The following is an 18,026-nucleotide window of genomic DNA, read 5'->3' as shown; positions in this document are numbered from 1 at the left end:
TGGCGCTCTCCTTCGACCACCGCCTGGTCGACGGCGAGCTCGGCTCGAAGTTCCTCGCGGACATCGCCGCGATCCTGGAACAGCCGAAACGGCTCATCACCTGGGCCTGATCTCCCTGCTGCGGTAGGCGGGTTCGCCCGTTTCACGTGAAACATCCGGTGGTGGCATGTGCCACCACCGGATGTCTTTCTGTGCGGCATGGATCTGCTCCTTGAACCGCCGCACGGCGTCGGGCCCGTCCGGCAGAGCCACTACGACTCCCGGCTCTGGCGTTTACAGGCCCCCGTCCGCATCCTGGACGGCGGCTCCTGTTGCACCTCTGTTGTATCTATGCTGTGTCCATGGCATCCGCACCCCCAGCCGCAGACCGCGTCTACATGCACGTCAAGCAGGCGGTGCTCGACCGTCGTTACGAGGGCGGCACCCTCCTCACCGAGGGGGAGCTCGCCCTGGCGGTGGGGGTGTCACGGACGCCCGTCCGCGAGGCCCTGCTCAAGCTGGAGATGGAAGGGCTGCTCAAGCTCTATCCGAAGAAGGGCGCCCTCGTCCTGGCCGTCTCCGCCCAGGAGATCGCCGACGTCGTCGAGACCCGGCTGCTCGTCGAGGAGTTCGCGGTCCGCCGGGCCGTGCCCGCGTCCGCCGCGCTGATCGCGCGGCTCGAAGAGCTCCTGGAGGAGCAGAAGCGGCGCGCGGAGGCCGGGGACCTCGCCGAGGTCGCCGTGACCGACCGGTGCTTCCACGCCGAGATCGTCCGCCACGCGGGCAACCAGATCCTGTCCCGTCTCTACGACCAGCTCCGCGACCGCCAGCTCCGCATGGGCGTCGCCGTGATGCAGTCCCAGCCCGACCGGATCGCCAAGAACATCGCCGAGCACGCCGAGATCCTCGACCGGATCCGCGCCGGCGACGTGGAGGGCGCGGCCCACTGCGTCCGCCAGCACCTCAGCTGGGTCAAGGTCCTCGTCCGGGGTGAGGACCGATGAGCCCCGACAAGGGGAAGGGGAGGGCCCGGCGCGGCGGGAACGGCTGCGGCTCCGCCGTCACTCTGCCCGGCGACCCGCCCGGCGGCCGTCGCGCCGCCCTCGTCTGGGGCGTCGGCGTCGCCGTCTACTTCGTCGCCGTCATCTTCCGCACGTCCCTGGGCGTCGCGGGCCTCGACGCCGCCGACCGCTTCGACGTCAACGCCTCCGCGCTCTCCACCTTCTCCATACTCCAGCTGCTCGTCTACGCGGGCATGCAGATACCCGTCGGGCTCATGGTCGACCGGCTCGGCACCAAGAAGGTCCTGGCCATCGGTGTCCTGCTCTTCACCCTCGGCCAGCTCGGCTTCGCGCTCTCGCCCACCTACGGCACGGCGCTCGCCTCCCGCGCGCTCCTCGGCTGCGGCGACGCCATGACCTTCATCAGCGTCCTGCGGCTCGGCAGCCGCTGGTTCCCCGCCCGGCGCGGCCCGCTCATCGGCCAGGTCGCCGCCCTCTTCGGCATGGCCGGCAATCTCGTCTCGACCGTCTTCATCGCCCGCGCCCTGCACGGCCTCGGCTGGACGACCACCTTCGTCGGCAGCTCACTCGCGGGCGTGCTCGTGCTCGTCCTGCTGCTGCTCTTCCTCAAGGACCACCCCGAGGGGTACGAGCCCGAGCCCTCCCGGCACGCGGGCGCCGCCTTCGTACGCCGCCAGATCGCCGAGTCGTGGCGGGAGCCCGGCACCCGGCTCGGCATGTGGGTCCACTTCACCACCCAGTTCCCGGCGATGGTGTTCCTGCTGCTGTGGGGGCTGCCGTACCTCGTCGAGGCGCAGGGACTGTCCCGGGGCACGGCGGGTGAACTGCTGACCCTGGTCGTGCTCTCCAACATGGTCGTCGGTCTGGCGTACGGGCAGATCATCGCCCGCCACCACACGGCCCGTGCCCCGCTCGCCCTCGGTACGGTCGCGGCGACCGCCCTGCTGTGGGGGGCCACCCTCGCGTACCCCGGAGACCACGCCCCGATGTGGCTGCTGATCACCCTCTGCCTGGTCCTCGGGGCCTGCGGACCGGCCTCGATGATCGGCTTCGACTTCGCGCGTCCGGCCAATCCGCCGGAGCGTCAGGGCACGGCCTCCGGAATCGTCAACATGGGCGGTTTCGTCGCCTCGATGACGACGCTGCTCGCCGTGGGCGTGCTGCTCGACGCGACCGGTGGCAACTACCGGATCGCGTTCTCGTCCGTCTTCGTCCTGGAGGCCTTCGGGGTCGTGCAGATCCTGCGCCTCAAGGCCCGCACCCACCGCAGGGAGCGGGAGCGGCTCGTCGCCAGCCGCGTGGAGGCCGTACACGTACCGGCGTGAAGCCGTTCTACCGGGGAGTCACCGCGAAGTTGTCGAGGATCGCCCGCGCCAGGTCCTCGTCGCCCTCCGACTTGATCCGGTCGGCGACGTCGGCCGGCCTGACGCGGCCGCAGGCGAGCCGTACGAACGTCTCCCAGTCCATCGCGAGCGTCACCGCCGGGCCCAGCGACGGCGCGCCGTCGATCGAGCCCCGGCCCTCCGCGTCGACCCGTACCGTCCGCAGGAACTCCACCGGACCGGTCACGTCGAGCACCACCGCCGAGGACGCGGGCGCCCCGGCGTCCTTGGCGACGACCTTCGGGAGGGCCTCCAGGAGCACGTCACGGGTGACGTGCGCGCCGGCCGAGTCCAGGTTGCCCGGCGTGCCGAGCGCGACCCGCAGGTCCTGCTCGTGCACCCACACGTCGAAGGCGCGCATCCGGTAGGCCAGTTCGAGGGACTGCTCGGCGCCGAGGGGGGCGCGGATCATGTGCTCGGGGGAGCGGTTCTCGTTGCGGAGCTGGCGGGCCCGGCGGATGAGGATGTACTCCAGCTCCGAGGTCATCTCCGGCGCGGTGTGGTGCCGCCGCACATCGACCTGGACTTCCATGTAGCGGGCGAAGTCACTGCGTACGTGGTACAGATCGCGCGGCAGGGAGTGGATCGGGCGGGGGTCGCCGAGCATCTCCGTCTCCATGCCGATGACGTGGGAGACGATGTCCCGCACCGACCAGCCGATGCACGGGGTCGGCCGGTTCCACTCGCCCTCCACGAGCGGCTGCACCAGCTCGGCTATCGCCTCGATGGAATGGGTCCAGGCGTCGGCGTAGTTCTGGAGGCTGGGATGGACGGTCACGGGACCCCTCGGCGGTTCTTCGGTGCGCGGGCTGAAAACACGACTGGGTGGGAGGCTCGGACGCTAAGTTACGCTGCCCGAAGGCACCCCGGCAGTGCTTTCGTGTGACGATCGTAGGCCGGTGTTGACGGCTCGAATGCCAGGACGGTGGTAGTGTGCGCGCCTCGCTGATCCAGATCGCGGTAGACCCGGACGAACCGGTCGACGCACGGCGGGCCCGCGTGGCCCGTCTCGTACGGGAGGAATCCGGCCACGCCGATCTTGTCGTCCTGCCGGAACTGTGGCCCATGGGGGCCTTCGCGTACGAGTCCTTCGCCGCCGAGGCCGAGCCGCTCAACGGCCCGACGCACCGGATGATGGCGGAGGCCGCGCGGGACGCCGGGGTCTGGCTGCACGCCGGTTCCTTCGTCGAGGCGGAGGGCGGCGCGCTCTACAACACCTCGCTGGTCCTCTCCCCCGACGGCGAACTCGCCGCCTCCTACCGGAAGATCCACCGCTTCGGCTTCGACAAGGGCGAGGCGGTGCTGATGGCCGCCGGGGAGGACCTGGTCACCGTCGACCTGCCGCACCTCACCCTCGGCGTCGGCACCTGCTACGACCTGCGCTTCCCCGAGCTCTTCCGCGGCCTCGTCGACGCGGGCGCCCAGGCCTTCGTCGTCCCGGCCGGCTGGCCGGCCCGCCGCCGTGCGCACTGGACGCTCCTCGCCCAGGCCCGGGCGGTCGAGAACCAGGCGTACGTCCTCGCCTGCGGCACCGCCGGTACGCACGCGGGCGTCGAACAGGCCGGGCACTCGATCGTCGTCGACCCGTGGGGCGAGGTCCTCGCGGAGGCGGGCCCGGACGAGGAGATCCTGCGGGTCGTCCTCGACCCGGCGAAGGTGACGGCGACGCGCGAACAGTTCCCAGCGCTCAAGGACCGCGTCCTGGGCGTCGCGGCGCCGCGCACCCGCCGCGCCTGACGGGGAACGGGGTCTGTGTGAACGACCACGACCACGAGAAGTCCCCGGCCGGGGACCTCCCGGCCGGGGACCTCCCGGCCGGGGACCTCCCGGCAGGCGACCTCCCGGCCGGGGACCTCCCGGCAGGCGACCTCCCGGCCGGGGACCTCCCCGCCGACCGGCACGTCGCCGCCTTCGCCGCGCTCTTCGGACCGCCGCCCGAGGCGCCCGCCGTGCCCGTCGACTGGGACGCGGTCGAGGAGTGGGCCGGAATCCGGCTGCCCGCCGACTACAAGGCCATCGCCACGGCCTACGGTCCGCTGGACATCGGCGAACGGCTCTGGCTGCACACGCCGTTCGCCCGCGAGGGCGGCTGGTTCGACTACGGCGACTTCGTCGCGGACTGCCGCCGGATCGCCCCCGGGGTCCTCCCCTTCGCCGGCACGAACAGATCCGACACCCTGTTCTGGGACGCCACCGCCTCCGACGACCCGGACGAATGGCCCGTCGTCATCCACCGTGTGCACGAGGAGGCCAAGGGCCGCGACCCTTGGCTCCGCCCCGGAACCACCCTGATCCCCACTCTCGCCGGCTTCGTCGCCGACGGCCTGAGCCCGGTCATCGCCCGCAGCGCCCGCGCCGGCGACCAGGCGTACGCGTGGACGCCGCCGCCGCGCCGCCCGGAGCCGACCCCCGAGCAGCGGGCCGCGCTGGCCGGCGGCAGCGGTCTCGGCACCCTCACCGTCCTGATCCCGCCACCGGCCGAACCCGTCCTCGGCGAGCGGAGCTGGGAGTGGCTGTACGAACGCCTCGGTACCCGCCTCCCCGCCGAGTACGTCCGCCTGATGGAGGCGTACGGGGCCGGCTGCTGGTGCGACTGGCTGCGGGTCGGTCTCCCGCTGGGCACCGGGCAGTACGACCTCGCGCCCTGGGCCGAGTGGTACGGAGAGACCTACCGGGACCTGCGGGCCGACCACCCCCAGTACCACCCGCTGGCCGCCTGGCCCGAGGAGGGCGGGTTCCTCGCCTTCGCCAGCTCCATCGACGGCGACCAGCTGTGCTGGCTCACCGAGGGCGACGACCCCGACGCCTGGCCGCTGGTCGTCGTCCCGCGCCACGCCGACCAGGGCCCGCCGCTCACCGGCACCCTCACCGAGAACCTGCTGGCCTGGCTGCGCGGCGAACTCGGCACGGAGGGCCTGCCCCGCTTGGTACGACCCGGCGAGGACCCGCTGGAGTTCATCGGGTTCGAGCGGTTCGAGGACGAGGACGACCAGCAGGGCTAGGGCCTGTCCGGGGCAGGCCTGGCCCAGCCGGGTTGGTACCGGCCGGGTCGGTCCTGGCCCAGCCGGGCCCGATACCGGCCGGGTCAGGCCTGGCTCTCCGCCCACAGCTGCGTGACGCGCGAGAGGCCCGCGCGGATCGCGCCGCCGCGGGTGAGCGCCGCGCGGTCCACGCCCGCGAAGATCAGCGCCAGGGTGAGGTCCGCCGCGCCCGCCCGGCCCGTCACCGTGACGTCGAGCCGGCGCCGGCTCCCCCGCCCCGCCCCGCGCACCGACACCGTGACCCCCGGGTCCTCGGCGTCCGCCGCGCGCGCCAGCACCCAGGAGCGCCGGTCCCGCGCCCACAGCCGGTAGTGGTCGCCTCCGTAGCGCAGCTGGAGGGCGCGCTGGCGGGCCGTGGCGCCGATCCGGTTGCGGGTCATGGAGACGAGGGCGTCGCCGACGCGGAGGGTCGCGCGGTTCAGGGTCGGCAGCCGGATCGCCTCGGTGTGGATGCCGCGCGTGTCGTACGAGGCCGGCGGGATCAGAGTGCCCCGCAGCTCCGAGACGACGACCCCCTGGACCGTCTGCCGCAGCGGCGCCTCCACGGTGATCTCGCCGAACTCGGCGGACGCGCCCCGCCATCCGGCCTTCCGCTCGTACCCCTTGCCCTCGCGCCACCGGCGCAGCGTGAACGGCGTGACGGTGGTGTGCATGGCTCCCCCTGGTGTGCTGCCTCCGGTCGTCAGACGACGATCGCATGGAGGGCCGCGCGCTCGGGATCCGGGCCTGGATCCCGGCCCTGGCCTGGATCCCGGCCCTGGCCTGGATCCCGGCCCTGGCCTGGATCCCGGCCCTGGCCTGGATGCCGGCCCTGGCCTGGATCCCGGCCCTGGCCCGGGTGCAGGCCCCGGCCCGGGTCCTGGCCCTCGCCCGAGCCCGTGGCGTACTCCGCCCAGGCCGCCGCCAGCCGCCGTACCGCTTCCGTCAGGACCTCGGGCGGCGCGAGGAAGTGGAGCCTGAGCCGGCGGACGCTGCCGCCGAGGGCGTCGGTCGTGACGCCGGGCAGGACGGCCACTCCGTGCCGCAGGGCGAGCTGCGCGAAGGAGACGCCGTCGCCGTGCGGGAGCCGTACCCACAGGGTCTGGCCTCCGGTCGCCGGGGCGCAGGTCCAGGACGGCAGCCGCCGGGTGAGCTCGGCCCTGAGGTGGTCGTGGCCGGCGCGCACCGACGCCGTACGGGCCTCCAGGACGGGGGTGAAGTCGGCGAGCAGGCGGGTCGCGGCCAGTTGGGACGGGAGGTCGCTGCCCAGGTCGTGCAGGGCCTTGAGCCGGGCGAGGCGGGCGATCAGCGGCGCCGGGCCCCGCACCCAGCCGATCCGCAGCCCGCCCCACACGACCTTGCTCAACGAGCCGACCGCGATCACCTCGCCGTAGGAGGAGAGGGAGGGCGCCGGTGCCCCTGGCCCGTCGAAGGCCAGGTCGGCGAGGACCTCGTCGTCGACGAGCGGCACGCCCAGCGCGTTCGCCGCCTCGACGAGCCGCCGCCCCGCGAGCGGCGGGAGGACGGTCCCGGTCGGGTTCTGGAACCGGGCCACGACATAGGCCAGGGCCGGACGGTGACGCTCCATCACCCGGACCGCCTCCGCCACGTCCACGCCGTCGGGACCCACCGCCACCGGCAGCGGTACGGCCGCCGCCTCCCGGAAGAGGTCGAGCGCCCCCGGGTACGTCGGCGCCTCCACCAGCACCCCGTCGCCGGGCGCCAGCAGCAGCCGGGTGAGCAGCGCGAGCCCCTGCTGGGCCCCGGTGGTGACGAGGATCCGCTCCGGACCGGTCGGCACGCCCCGCGCCGTGTACCGCGCGGCGACCGCCGCCCGCAGCGCCCCGAGCCCGGCCGGGTGGTAGCCGAGGTCCCCGTCGGGCAGGACGAGGGAGCGGTACGCCTCCGCCAGCTCGGGCGGAGGCTGCGAGGGCGCGGCGCAGCTCAGCAGGATCACGTCGTCGGGCGTCGTCTCCAGGAGGTGCAGGAAGAGCGGGTTCGACGTCTCGGCCACCCGGGGAGTCTCGTTCGCCCGTGGCGCCTCGGGGGCGAGGGCCGCCCTGGCGACCCGGGTGCCGCTGCCCTGCCGCCGTACGAGCCGCCCTTCCTGGCGGAGGGTGTCGTAGGCGGCGACGACCGTCGTACGGCCCACGGCGAGGGCCGTCGCGAGCCGCCGGTCCGGGGGCAGAGGCGCGCCGGGCGGCAGCGCCCCCTCGTCGATCAGCCGGCGCAGCCGGGCGGCGAGCAGGAGGTAGAGCGGGCCGCGCCCGGCGGACCAGCGGCCGAGCCGGGCGACCAGCTCGTCGGTCGTGTGCGGGGTGGTGAGGGTGATTGGCTCCATCGCCGAACCAATCTGCCGGGATTGGACCTGGGAAGGCAAACGCCCGGTCCACAGACTGGGCGCATGAGCCACGCCGACTCCGCCGCGTCCTCCGCCACGTCTTCCTCCTCCTTTTCCTCCGCCACTTCCTCCTCTGCCGCGTCCTCCGGCGCCGCGTCCGCGTCCTCCGACGCGGTCCGCCCCGAGACCCTCGCCGTCCACCCGCCCCACGTCGAGATCACCGGCAGCCGGCCGCTCGGCGTGCCCCTCCACCAGGGCCACGTCTTCGCCTTCGACTCGGCCGACGCCCTCGCCGAGGCCTTCACCTCTCCCGACGCGTTCATGTACAGCCGCCACGGCAACCCCACCGTCCGCACCCTGGAGAACGCCGTGACCCGCCTCGAAGGCGGGGCCGCGGGCATCTCCTTCGCCTCCGGCATGGGCGCGGTCAGCGGCGTCCTGCACGCGCTGCTCGGCAGCGGGGGCCACGTCGTCGCCCAGACCTGTCTGTACGGCGGTACGTACGCGGTCCTCACCGACCTCGCCACGCGCTGGGGCGTCGACGTCACGTACGTCTCCGGCACGGACCCGGAGGAGGTGCGGGCGGCCCTGCGTCCCGAGACGCGCCTCCTCTACCTGGAGACCATCGCCAACCCGACGACCCGCGTCTCCGACCTGCCCGCGCTCGCCGCCGTCGCGGGCGAGGCCGGGGTCCCGGTCGTCGTCGACAACACCTTCGCCTCCCCGCTGCTCTGCCGGCCCCTGCACCACGGCGCCGACATCGTCGTCCACTCCGCCACCAAGTACCTCGCGGGGCACGCGGACGTCCTCGGCGGCGTCGCCGTCTTCAAGGACCCCGAGCTCTTCCGCCGCGTCCGTCACCACACGGTCGAACAGGGCGCGTCGACCGACCCGTTCGCCGCGTGGCTCACCCTGCGCGGCATGCAGACCCTGTCGCTGCGCATCGCGCGCCAGTGCGCGAACGCCGCCGAGCTCGCCGCCCGTCTCGAGGCGCACCCGGCGGTCGCGGCCGTCCGCCACCCCGCCCTCGCGAGCCACCCCGACCGGGAGATCGCCGAGCGGCTGCTGCCCGACGGGGGCGGCGGCGTGATCTCGGTCGACCTCGCGGGGGGCCGTGAGGCGGGCCGTACCTTCGTCGAGGCGGTGCGGCTCGCGTCGCTGAGCGTCTCCCTGGGCGATGTGAAGACCCTGGTGATGCACCCGGCCTCCACCTCGCACCACCAGCTCGACGCGGCGGCCCTGGCGGTGGCGGGCATCGGCCCGGGCACGGTCAGGATCTCCGCCGGCATCGAGCACGTCGAGGACCTGTGGGCGGACCTGGAACAGGCACTGTCCAAGGCCGCGTGAGGGACGGTCAGTCCTCGCGGAACCAAGGCCGCGTGAGGAAGGAGAGGAAGGATCAGTCCTCGCGTTCCCGCTCGGCCATCCGGATCACGCACACCGCCACGGCGACGAGCAGGGCCGCGTCCGTGTCCTCGCGGACCACGTTCACGGCGTACGTCTCGCGGACGTGGAACCACTGCCGGGAGATGTGGGCCAGGAGTTCGCCGTCGTACTCGACGGTGAACTCCCGGTCCAGGATCCGGCCGCTGACGTCCAGCTCGGTGCCCTCGACGAGGGTGACCCGGTAGTGGTTGCGGAGGAGCGAGAGCCGTTTGCGGCGGATGCTCGCCAGCGGGCGCTCGTCCCGCTCGATCGTCATCGCGTCCCGCAGGCTGAACATCTTCTGGCGCAGGGTGATCAGGACCTGTCCGTCGGGGTCCTTCAGCTCCAGGGTGTCGCGCAGCCGCATGGCCTTGCCGTCGACGAGGAAGGCGTGGCGGCCCTGCTCGTCCTCGATCCAGTAGTCGTCGCCGATCGCGAAGATCTTGTCCCGTACGAGATATTTCACGCGGATATGCCTGCCCCGTGACCGCTGCGATCACGCCGGGAAATAGCGGATGAACGCGTCCGGGGTCGCGCCGAGCATGTCGCCGAAGGGCGAGCCGAGCTGGTGGATCAGCAGCACCGTGAACACGATGAACCCGGAGAGGCCCATCACCATCACCACATGGGTCGTACTCCTCTTGATCCCGAAGAGGAACATGAACGCCAGCATCAGCGTGCCGCCGATGAGCAGGCCCGTCCACAGCACCGGGGAGAGCCGCTCCTGCGCCGCCGCCTCCCGGCCGCGCCGCGCGTCGTCGACGTGGCCGAGCTGGGCGAGGACCTCCTGCGCCGCGATGTACTCGGCGACGTCCTCGCGCGGTTCCTCGTCCTCGCCGACCGGGAAGAGCTTGCCGCCGCCCGCCCCGCAGCCGATGGCCCCCGGCGCGAGCCCGAGCCCCGGGTCCGCGACCCGTACCGCGTGGACGGAGCGGTTGCCGCGATTGGTCACGGTGTACGAGACGCTGACGGGCCCCGGGACCGCCCCGAGACCGCGCCCCGCGCCCCGGACTGCCCGGGCAGAGCCAGACAGGGCAGCACGAGCAGCCCCACGAGGAGTCCACCTCTCGCCCGATGGCAGTAATAGTCCGATGATCTGCTCACACGCTCGGCCATGCCCGCCATGCTGACCAGCCCCGCGCCCCGATCCGCCGTCCGGACACGCAGTCCCGCCCCACCCGGCCCCCGCTTTCCACCCGTACGGCACTCTTGAACCATGAACGACTCCGCGCCCGCACCCGCGCCCCGCCGTGCCCGTGTCCGCGCCCCCGAGCTGATCGGCAAGGGCGGCTGGCTGAACACGGGCGGGGACGACCTGACCCTCGCCGACCTGCGAGGAAGGGTCGTTCTGCTCGATTTTTGGACATTTTGCTGTGTGAACTGCCTGCACGTCCTCGACGAGCTTCGTGACCTGGAGGAGAAGCACCGCGACACGCTCGTGATCGTCGGTGTGCACTCGCCGAAGTTCGTGCACGAGGCCGAGCACCAGGCCGTCGTCGACGCCGTCGAGCGGTACGAGGTGCATCACCCGGTGCTGGACGACCCGGAGCTCGCGACCTGGAAGCAGTACGCCGTCCGGGCCTGGCCGACGCTCGTCGTGATCGACCCCGAGGGGTACGTCGTCGCCCAGCACGCCGGTGAGGGGCACGCCAACGCGATCCGGACGCTCGTCGAGGAGCTGGAGGCCGAGCACGAGGCCAAGGGCACGCTGCGGCGCGGGGACGGGCCGTACGTGGCGCCCGAGCCCGTCGCCACCGACCTCCGCTTCCCCGGCAAGGCGATCCTCCTGCCGTCCGGGAACCTCCTCGTCTCCGACAGCACCCGGCACCAGCTCGTCGAGCTCGCGGCCGACGGCGAGACCGTCGTCCGGCGGATCGGGGAGGGCGTCTTCCGGGAGCCGCAGGGGCTCGCGCTGCTGCCCGACGGGAAGGTCGTCGTCGCCGACACCGTGAACCACGCCCTGCGCGTGTTCGACCCGGAGACCGGCGCGATCGAGCTCGTCGCCGGCACCGGCAAGCAGTGGTGGCAGGGGTCGCCCACCTCCGGACCCGCCCTGGAGGTCGACCTGTCCTCGCCGTGGGACGTCGCCTGGTGGCAGGGCAAGGTGTGGATCGCCATGGCCGGCGTCCACCAGATCTGGACGTACGACCCCGACAGCGGGACCGTCGAGGTCGCGGCGGGGACGACGAACGAGGGCCTCGTCGACGGGCCCGCCGCCGAGGCCTGGTTCGCGCAGCCTTCCGGGCTGGCCGCGACCGAGGACCGGCTGTGGATCGCCGACTCCGAGAACAGCGCCGTGCGCTGGATCGACACGGAAGGGACCGTGCACACGGCCGTCGGCACCGGTCTCTTCGACTTCGGGCACCGCGACGGCGCCGCCGGCCAGGCCCTGCTCCAGCACCCGCTGGGCGTGACCGCCCTCCCCGACGGCTCGGTCGCGATCAGCGACACGTACAACCGCGCCCTGCGCCGCTTCGACCCGGCGACGGGCGAGGTCACCACCCTCGCCACCGATCTGCGCGAGCCGAGCGACGCCGTGCTCGTCGACGGCGACATCGTGGTCGTCGAGTCCGCCCGCCACCGGCTGACGCGGCTGCGGCTGCCCGAGGAGGCCGTGCGGGTCGAGGCGGTCGCCCACCGCACCAAGCGCGAGGCCACCGAGGTCGCCCCCGGCCGCCTCCGCCTCGACGTCGTCTTCCAGGCCCCGACGGGCCAGAAGCTCGACGACCGCTACGGCCCGTCGACCCGGCTCCTGGTCTCCTCGACCCCGCCGGAGCTGCTGCTCGCCGGCGAGGGCACGGGCACGGACCTCTTCCGTGAGCTCGACCTGAACCCGGACCTCACGGAGGGCGTCCTGCACGTCTCCGCGATGGCGGCGTCCTGCGACGACCCCGCTGGGGGCACCTCCTCTGGGGGAGAGTATCCGGCCTGCCACGTCCACCAGCAGGACTGGGGCGTCCCCCTGAAGATCACGGAGACGGGCGCGACCCGCCTGCCGCTGATCCTCGCGGGCATGGACGACACCCCCTAGGTAGGCGTGTTTCGAAAGTCCCGTCTGCCGGGCGGCGTCTGGCACGCACGCTCGCCGCGTTGTCGGGATCATCCCGATACACCAGTATCGGGACGACCCTCCGCCTTGCGATCGCACGCACCAGACACCGCCCGGCCTGCCCTTCGGGCAGACGACGCTACTTTCGAAACACGCCCTAGCTGATCAGGGGCAGGGGGCGGCTAGCCGACCAGGCCCTGGATCCTGGACGGGCGCCCCGCGGCCCCGTCCAGGCAGCCGGCCACCCACGCCGCCGGGTCGTGGGCGGCCCGCTCGCCGCCCATCCCCTGCCGCTCCATGAGCGCGCACTCCCCGGCGAGCAGCGCCTTCGTGCGCGAGCCGTCGACGTCGTACCCGCGGATGCGCGAGGCCTGGACGAAGCCGCCCTCGTACGCGACGTCCGCGCCCCACGGCGGCCGGTCGTCGTACTGGGCGACGACGACGGCCGCCGCCGTCGCGGCGAGTGCGACGGCGGCGGTGAGACTGATGGCGAACTTCCCCGGAGTCGGGCCCTCGTGACGATGCATGAGGACCAGGCTGCCGAGCGGGGCCTTTCGCCGATGTTTCGCGAGGCGGGGGCCGCTCAGCCCTCCAGGAAGGCGACCAGGGCGTTCGCCAGGAGGTACGGGTCGTCGGCGCCGCAGAGTTCGCGGGCGCTGTGCATCGAGAGGATCGCGACGCCGATGTCGACGGTCTTGATGCCGTGGCGGGCGGCGGTGATCGGGCCGATCGTCGTGCCGCAGGGCATGTCGTTGTTGGAGACGAACGACTGCCAGGGGACGCCCGCCTTCTCGCAGGCGGCGGCGAAGACGGCCCGGCCGCTGCCGTCGGTGGCGTACCGCTGGTTGACGTTCACCTTGAGGATCGGGCCGCCGTTGACGCGCGGGTGGTGCGTCGGGTCGTGGCGTTCCGCGTAGTTGGGGTGGACGGCGTGGCCGGTGTCGGAGGAGAGGCAGACGGTGCCGGCGAAGGCGCGGGCCCGGTCCTCGTAGGCGCCGCCGCGGGCGTAGACCGAGCGCTCCAGGACGTTGCCGAGGAGGGGGCCCTGGGCGCCGGTGTCGGCCTCGGAGCCGTTCTCCTCGTGATCGAAGGCGGCGAGGACCGGGATGTAGGGGAGGTCGTCGCGGTCCGCGAGGGAGGCGAGCGCGGCGACGGCGGCGTGCACGGAGAGGAGGTTGTCCATGCGCGGTCCCGCGAGGAGTTCGAGGTCGCGGCCGAGGTAGGCGGGCGCCTCGACGGGGTGGACCATGAGGTCCCAGCCGGTGACGTCCTCGGCGTCGACGCCGGCCTCGGCGGCGACGAAGGAGATCAGGTCGCCCTCGTGGACGTCGCCGATGCCCCAGATGGGCTGCATGTGGCGCTGGCGCTCCAGCTTCAGGCCGTCGTTGGCGCCGCGGTCGAGGTGGATGGCGAGCTGCGGGACGCGCAGCAGCGGCCGGTCGACGTTGACGAGGTGGTGGCTGCCGTCGCGGAGGGTGAGGCGGCCGGCGAGGCCGAGGTCGCGGTCGAGCCAGGTGTTGAGGAGCGTCCCGCCGTAGATCTCGACGGCGACCTGGCGCCAGCCCTGGGCGCCCATGTCGGGGCGGGGCTTGACGCGCAGGTTGGGGGAGTCGGTGTGGGCGCCGACGATGCGGTACGGGGTGTGGGCGGCGGCGCCCTCCGGCACGTACCAGGCGATGATCGCGCCGCCGCGGATCACGTACTTCCCGCCGCTCGTGCCCGCGGCGCCAGCCGTTGATGTCTCAGTCCACTCGGCGGTCTCCTCGACGCGCCGGAAGCCGGCCTTCTCCAGGCGCTCGGCGGCGCTCGCCACCGCGTGGTACGCCGACGGGGAGGCCGCCAGGAAGGACATGAGGTCATCGGTGTGACCGCGGTCGAAGGGGCCGGCCGTGGGGCGGGAAGCTGCGCTGCTCATGGGCTCCACCTTACGCAGTGGCCGGAATCCGCCTCCGGGGCCGGTGGGGACCGGGGCCCACCTGGACCTTGACGAGTGAGCCGAAGGGGCGCGGCCGGGGGAACGGCCCCGAGCACGGTCGGGGCCGTGAGCCCGGATGGAGCGCCCCGGAGGCGAACCGAGCCTCGAAAAGAGGAGACAGCGGAACGGCCCGCCCCCCTCCCCGGGGACGGGCCGTCGCTCAGGACGAGGGGGCGTTACTAGAACGCGGCCTCGTCCAGGTCCATGACCGAGCCGTCGATGGCCTCGGCGAGCGCGCGCTCGGCGGAGACGCCCGGCAGGACGTTCGCGGCGAAGAACTTCGCGGCGGCGATCTTGCCCTGGTAGAAGGCGACATCCTTGCCGGTCGCGCCGGCGGCCAGCTTCTCGGCGGCGACAGCGGCACCGCGCAGGAGCAGGTAGCCGACGACGACGTCGCCGGAGGCGAGCAGCAGGCGGGTGGTGTTGAGGCCGACCTTGTAGATGTTCTTGACGTCCTCGCCGGTGGCGGTGAGGTCGGTGATCATCGTGCCGACGATGCCTTCGAGGTCGACGGCGGCCTTGGCGAGCGCGTCGCGGGCGACGGCCAGCTCCTCGCCGCCGGTGCCGACCGCGAGGAACTTCTTGATCTCCTCGGACAGCGCGTTCAGGGACGCGCCCTGGTCGCGGACGATCTTGCGGAAGAAGAAGTCCTGGCCCTGGATGGCCGTGGTGCCCTCGTAGAGGGTGTCGATCTTGGCGTCCCGGATGTACTGCTCGATCGGGTACTCCTGCAGGAAGCCGGAGCCGCCGAAGGTCTGGAGCGACTGCGCGAGCTGCTCGTAGCCCTTCTCGGAGCCGTAGCCCTTGACGATCGGGAGCAGCAGGTCGTTCAGGCCGTGCAGGGCCTTGGTGTCCTCGCCGGCCGCTTCCTTGACCGCGATCTCGTCCTGCACGGAGGCCGTGTAGAGGACGAGGGTGCGCATGCCCTCGGCGTACGCCTTCTGCGTCATCAGCGAGCGGCGGACGTCGGGGTGGTGCGTGATGGTGACCTTGGGCGCGGCCTTGTCCATGAAGTTGGCCAGGTCGGTGCCCTGGACGCGCTCCTTGGCGTACTCCAGGGCGTTGAGGTAGCCCGTGGAGAGGGTGGAGATCGCCTTCGTGCCGACCATCATGCGGGCGAACTCGATGATGAGGAACATCTGGCGGATGCCCTCGTGCTTGTCGCCGATGAGCCAGCCCTTGGCGGGGTGCTGGTCGCCGAAGGTCATCTCGCACGTGTTGGAGGCCTTGAGGCCCATCTTGTGCTCGACGTTGGTGGCGTAGACGCCGTTGCGGGCGCCGAGCTCGCCGGTCTCCCAGTCGAACTCGTACTTCGGGACGAGGAAGAGGGAGAGGCCCTTGGTGCCGGGGCCGGCGCCCTCGGGGCGGGCGAGGACGTAGTGGAGGATGTTCTCCTCCATGTCGTGCTCACCGGAGGTGATGAAGCGCTTGACGCCCTCGATGTGCCAGGAGCCGTCCTCCTGCTGGACGGCCTTGGTGCGGCCGGCGCCGACGTCGGAGCCGGCGTCGGGCTCGGTGAGGACCATGGTGGAGCCCCAGCGCTTCTCGACCGCGATCTGGGCGACCTTCTTCTGCGCCTCGTTGCCCTCGTTGTAGAGGACGCCGGCGAAGGCCGGGCCGGAGGAGTACATCCAGATGGCGGGGTTCGAGCCGAGGAGCAGCTCCGCGTAGGCCCAGACGAGGGAGCGCGGGGCGGTGGTGCCGCCGATGCCCTCGGGGATGCCGAGGCGCCAGTACTCCGAGTCCATGAAGGCCTTGTAGGACTTCTTGAAGGAGGCCGGGACCGGGGCGGTGTTGGTCTCCGGGTCGAAGACCGGCGGGTTGCGGTCGGCGTCGGCGAAGGACTCCGCGAGCTCGTTCTCGGCGAGGCGGCGGATCTCGTCGAGGATGCTCTTGGCGGTCTCGACGTCCATCTCCTCGAACGGACCGGTGCCGTACACCTTGTCGCGGCCGAGCACCTCGAAGAGGTTGAACTCGATGTCGCGGAGATTCGACTTGTAGTGCCCCATGGCGACGGCTCCGTAAAGGCTCGGGGAGGCAGGTTCCTCGTACACGTACCAGCGAGTAGCAAAACGCTCTCTCCGATGATGCTACCCACCGGTAATAAGAGCAACCCCTTCCGGTCCATCTGTGACGCAGTAGGCTCAGGGCCCATGTACGGCTACGACCAGAATCCGGGTGCCCAGCAGCAGTACGCCCCTCCTCAGCAGGGGTACGCGCAGCAGCCTCCGCTCTATCCGGAGCCCTCGCCTCCGTCTCTCGCCGACGCCGTACGCGCCTTCACGACCGGCACCCTCGCCCCCGAGGACTTCCAGCAGATCTTCGCGACCTCGAAGGTCTACTGCCCGCGCGGCGACAACCCCGGCTTCCTGGCCCTGCACAACACCCAGCAGCCGGTGATCCCGATGTTCACCACGCTCAAGGAGCTGCGGCGGTACGCGGGCAAGGAGTCGAAGTACTTCGTCATCACCGGCGCCGAGGTCATCGACCTGCTGCCGACCGGCTACGGCTTCGTCCTCGACATGGAGGGCGACCACCGCATGGTCTTCGACGCCAAGGCCGTGGAGCAGATGGTCGACTACGCGATGCGCCGGATGTACGGCTGACCCATTCTTGACCCATGAGGGCGCCCGGGAGGAATTCCTCCCGGGCGTTCCGCGTTCCTGGTGGCAGAAAGTTCAGCGTTCAACTAAAGTGGACGTACAAGGTCGCACCAAGGAGGTCCGGTCATGCCCGCAGTGACTGTCGAGAACACGCTCACCCTGCCGCGCGTCGCCGCCCCGGCCGACGCCGTCTCCCGCCCCGTACTGGCCGTGACCACGGCCCCGTCCGGCTTCGAGGGCGAGGGATTCCCGGTGCGCCGCGCGTTCGCCGGGATCAACTACCAGTACCTCGACCCGTTCATCATGATGGACCAGATGGGTGAGGTGGAGTACGCCCCCGGCGAGCCCAAGGGCACGCCCTGGCACCCCCACCGCGGCTTCGAGACCGTCACCTACATCATCGACGGGACCTTCGACCACCACGACTCCAACGGCGGCGGCGGCACCATCACCAACGGCGACACCCAGTGGATGACCGCCGGCGCCGGCCTCCTCCACATCGAGGCCCCGCCGGAGTCCCTCGTCGTCAGCGGCGGACTCTTCCACGGCCTCCAGCTCTGGGTGAACCTCCCCGCGGCCGACAAGATGATGGCCCCCCGCTACCAGGACATCCGCGGCGGCCAGGTCCAGCTGCTCACCTCCCCCGACGGCGGCGCGCTCCTCCGCGTCATCGCGGGCGAGCTCGACAGCCACGAGGGTCCCGGCATCACCCACACCCCGATCACGATGATCCACGCCACCCTGCGGCCGGGCGCCGAGATCAACCTGCCGTGGCGCGAGGACTTCAACGGCCTCGCGTACGTCATGGCCGGCCGCGGCGCCGTCGGCGCCGACCGCCGGCCCGTCCACACCGGCCAGACCGCCGTCTTCGGCAAGGGCGGCGTCCTCACCGTCCGTGCGGACGAGAAGCAGGACGGCCACACGCCGGACCTGGAGGTCGTCCTCCTCGGCGGGCAGCCGATCCGTGAACCCATGGCGCACTACGGCCCGTTCGTCATGAACACCCAGGCCGAACTCCGCCAGGCCTTCGAGGACTTCCAGGCGGGCCGGCTCGGCACGATCCCGGCGGTCCACGGGATGGGCGAGTAGCCATCCACGGGGTGGGCGAGTACCGATCCACGGGGTGGGCGAGTGCCGATCCACGGGGTGGGCGAGTGCCGATCCACGGGGTGGGCGAGTGCCGATCCACGGGGTGGGCGAGTGCCGATCCACGGGGTGGGCGAGTGCCGA

Annotated in this window: 17 protein-coding genes; 9 read left to right on the top strand and 8 right to left on the bottom strand. The window is 72.2% G+C overall.

Annotated elements, in window-relative coordinates:
- From ACWFR1_RS36525 to ACWFR1_RS36515, 3 genes are all read left to right on the top strand, one after another.
- Positions 1–110: 2-oxo acid dehydrogenase subunit E2 (locus ACWFR1_RS36525; RefSeq protein WP_453559403.1), on the top strand; the 110-nt coding region annotated here is incomplete at its 5' end.
- Positions 111–341: 231 nt separating this feature from the next.
- Positions 342–983, top strand: a complete 642-nt coding sequence (locus ACWFR1_RS36520; protein ID WP_453559400.1) for a GntR family transcriptional regulator — start codon at positions 342–344, stop codon at positions 981–983.
- Positions 980–2,326, top strand: a complete 1,347-nt coding sequence (locus ACWFR1_RS36515; protein WP_453559397.1) for an MFS transporter — start codon at positions 980–982, stop codon at positions 2,324–2,326. The genes ACWFR1_RS36520 and ACWFR1_RS36515 overlap by 4 nt, the downstream gene beginning before the upstream one ends.
- Positions 2,327–2,333: 7 nt before the next feature.
- On the opposite strand, the gene ACWFR1_RS36510 is transcribed toward ACWFR1_RS36515, so the two are convergent.
- A complete protein-coding gene (locus ACWFR1_RS36510; RefSeq protein ID WP_453559394.1) occupies positions 2,334–3,161 on the bottom strand; it encodes a maleylpyruvate isomerase family mycothiol-dependent enzyme in 828 nt (275 codons plus the stop codon).
- A 155-nt stretch (positions 3,162–3,316) separates the two neighbouring features.
- Here ACWFR1_RS36510 and ACWFR1_RS36505 point away from each other — a divergent pair, with 155 nt between their 5' ends.
- Positions 3,317–4,120 (top strand): carbon-nitrogen family hydrolase, encoded by an 804-nt coding sequence (locus ACWFR1_RS36505; RefSeq protein WP_453559391.1) that lies wholly within the window; start codon positions 3,317–3,319, stop codon positions 4,118–4,120.
- Between the two features lie 17 nt (positions 4,121–4,137).
- Complete coding sequence (locus tag ACWFR1_RS36500) at positions 4,138–5,385, top strand: SMI1/KNR4 family protein (RefSeq protein WP_453559388.1); 1,248 nt, start codon at positions 4,138–4,140, stop codon at positions 5,383–5,385.
- Between the two features lie 83 nt (positions 5,386–5,468).
- Here the strand turns inward: ACWFR1_RS36500 and ACWFR1_RS36495 are convergent, their stop codons facing one another.
- Positions 5,469–6,077 (bottom strand): hypothetical protein, encoded by a 609-nt coding sequence (locus ACWFR1_RS36495; protein WP_453559385.1) that lies wholly within the window; start codon positions 6,075–6,077, stop codon positions 5,469–5,471.
- Positions 6,078–6,106: 29 nt separating this feature from the next.
- A complete protein-coding gene (locus tag ACWFR1_RS36490) occupies positions 6,107–7,744 on the bottom strand; it encodes an aminotransferase class I/II-fold pyridoxal phosphate-dependent enzyme (RefSeq protein WP_453559382.1) in 1,638 nt (545 codons plus the stop codon).
- 63 nt (positions 7,745–7,807) lie between these two features.
- On the opposite strand from ACWFR1_RS36490, the gene ACWFR1_RS36485 reads away from it, so the two are divergent.
- On the top strand, positions 7,808–9,091 hold the full coding sequence (locus tag ACWFR1_RS36485) for a trans-sulfuration enzyme family protein (RefSeq protein ID WP_453559379.1): 1,284 nt from the start codon (positions 7,808–7,810) through the stop codon (positions 9,089–9,091).
- A gap of 52 nt (positions 9,092–9,143) precedes the next feature.
- Here ACWFR1_RS36485 and ACWFR1_RS36480 read toward each other — a convergent pair whose 3' ends face one another.
- Together ACWFR1_RS36480 and ACWFR1_RS36475 are read right to left on the bottom strand one after the other, a co-directional pair.
- Positions 9,144–9,635 carry an LURP-one-related/scramblase family protein gene (locus tag ACWFR1_RS36480; RefSeq protein WP_453559376.1) on the bottom strand — a complete coding sequence of 164 codons (492 nt, stop codon included), beginning with the start codon at positions 9,633–9,635 and terminating at the stop codon, positions 9,144–9,146.
- Positions 9,636–9,665: 30 nt separating this feature from the next.
- Entirely contained in the window at positions 9,666–10,121 is a 456-nt protein-coding gene (locus ACWFR1_RS36475; RefSeq protein WP_453559373.1) for a bestrophin-like domain, read from the bottom strand.
- Positions 10,122–10,385: 264 nt separating this feature from the next.
- On the opposite strand from ACWFR1_RS36475, the gene ACWFR1_RS36470 reads away from it, so the two are divergent.
- Entirely contained in the window at positions 10,386–12,200 is a 1,815-nt protein-coding gene (locus tag ACWFR1_RS36470; RefSeq protein ID WP_453559370.1) for an NHL domain-containing thioredoxin family protein, read from the top strand.
- A 200-nt stretch (positions 12,201–12,400) separates the two neighbouring features.
- Here the strand turns inward: ACWFR1_RS36470 and ACWFR1_RS36465 are convergent, their stop codons facing one another.
- The 3 genes from ACWFR1_RS36465 to ACWFR1_RS36455 form a co-directional block, all read right to left on the bottom strand.
- Positions 12,401–12,745, bottom strand: coding sequence for a hypothetical protein (locus tag ACWFR1_RS36465; RefSeq protein WP_453559367.1), 345 nt, complete (start codon positions 12,743–12,745; stop codon positions 12,401–12,403).
- A gap of 56 nt (positions 12,746–12,801) precedes the next feature.
- Positions 12,802–14,133, bottom strand: coding sequence for a M18 family aminopeptidase (locus ACWFR1_RS36460; RefSeq protein ID WP_453559364.1), 1,332 nt, complete (start codon positions 14,131–14,133; stop codon positions 12,802–12,804).
- Positions 14,134–14,372: 239 nt separating this feature from the next.
- On the bottom strand, positions 14,373–16,202 hold the full coding sequence (locus tag ACWFR1_RS36455) for an acyl-CoA dehydrogenase (protein WP_453559362.1): 1,830 nt from the start codon (positions 16,200–16,202) through the stop codon (positions 14,373–14,375).
- Positions 16,203–16,346: 144 nt separating this feature from the next.
- Between ACWFR1_RS36455 and ACWFR1_RS36450 the strand changes: the two genes are divergently transcribed.
- Both ACWFR1_RS36450 and ACWFR1_RS36445 read left to right on the top strand, forming a co-directional pair.
- Entirely contained in the window at positions 16,347–16,799 is a 453-nt protein-coding gene (locus ACWFR1_RS36450) for an SseB family protein (RefSeq protein ID WP_317597074.1), read from the top strand.
- A 123-nt stretch (positions 16,800–16,922) separates the two neighbouring features.
- Positions 16,923–17,885 carry a pirin family protein gene (locus ACWFR1_RS36445; protein WP_453559359.1) on the top strand — a complete coding sequence of 321 codons (963 nt, stop codon included), beginning with the start codon at positions 16,923–16,925 and terminating at the stop codon, positions 17,883–17,885.
- Positions 17,886–18,026 lie beyond the last annotated feature (141 nt).

Source organism: Streptomyces sp. NPDC055103 (genome assembly GCF_053607625.1).
The sequence above is the reverse complement of the archived record's forward strand: the minus strand, read 5'-3'. Positions and strand labels throughout refer to the sequence as shown.

Bases quoted from the DNA above. Each gene is read 5' to 3' on its own strand.
- ACWFR1_RS36520 (WP_453559400.1), top strand. From the start codon at position 342: ATGGCATCCGCACCCCCAGCCGCAGACCGCGTCTACATGCACGTCAAG.
- ACWFR1_RS36515 (WP_453559397.1), top strand. From the start codon at position 980: ATGAGCCCCGACAAGGGGAAGGGGAGGGCCCGGCGCGGCGGGAACGGC.
- ACWFR1_RS36495 (WP_453559385.1), bottom strand. From the start codon at position 6,077: ATGCACACCACCGTCACGCCGTTCACGCTGCGCCGGTGGCGCGAGGGC.
- ACWFR1_RS36490 (WP_453559382.1), bottom strand. From the start codon at position 7,744: ATGGAGCCAATCACCCTCACCACCCCGCACACGACCGACGAGCTGGTC.
- ACWFR1_RS36485 (WP_453559379.1), top strand. From the start codon at position 7,808: ATGAGCCACGCCGACTCCGCCGCGTCCTCCGCCACGTCTTCCTCCTCC.
- ACWFR1_RS36470 (WP_453559370.1), top strand. From the start codon at position 10,386: ATGAACGACTCCGCGCCCGCACCCGCGCCCCGCCGTGCCCGTGTCCGC.
- ACWFR1_RS36465 (WP_453559367.1), bottom strand. From the start codon at position 12,745: ATGCATCGTCACGAGGGCCCGACTCCGGGGAAGTTCGCCATCAGTCTC.
- ACWFR1_RS36460 (WP_453559364.1), bottom strand. From the start codon at position 14,133: ATGAGCAGCGCAGCTTCCCGCCCCACGGCCGGCCCCTTCGACCGCGGT.
- ACWFR1_RS36455 (WP_453559362.1), bottom strand. From the start codon at position 16,202: ATGGGGCACTACAAGTCGAATCTCCGCGACATCGAGTTCAACCTCTTC.
- ACWFR1_RS36450 (WP_317597074.1), top strand. From the start codon at position 16,347: ATGTACGGCTACGACCAGAATCCGGGTGCCCAGCAGCAGTACGCCCCT.
- ACWFR1_RS36445 (WP_453559359.1), top strand. From the start codon at position 16,923: ATGCCCGCAGTGACTGTCGAGAACACGCTCACCCTGCCGCGCGTCGCC.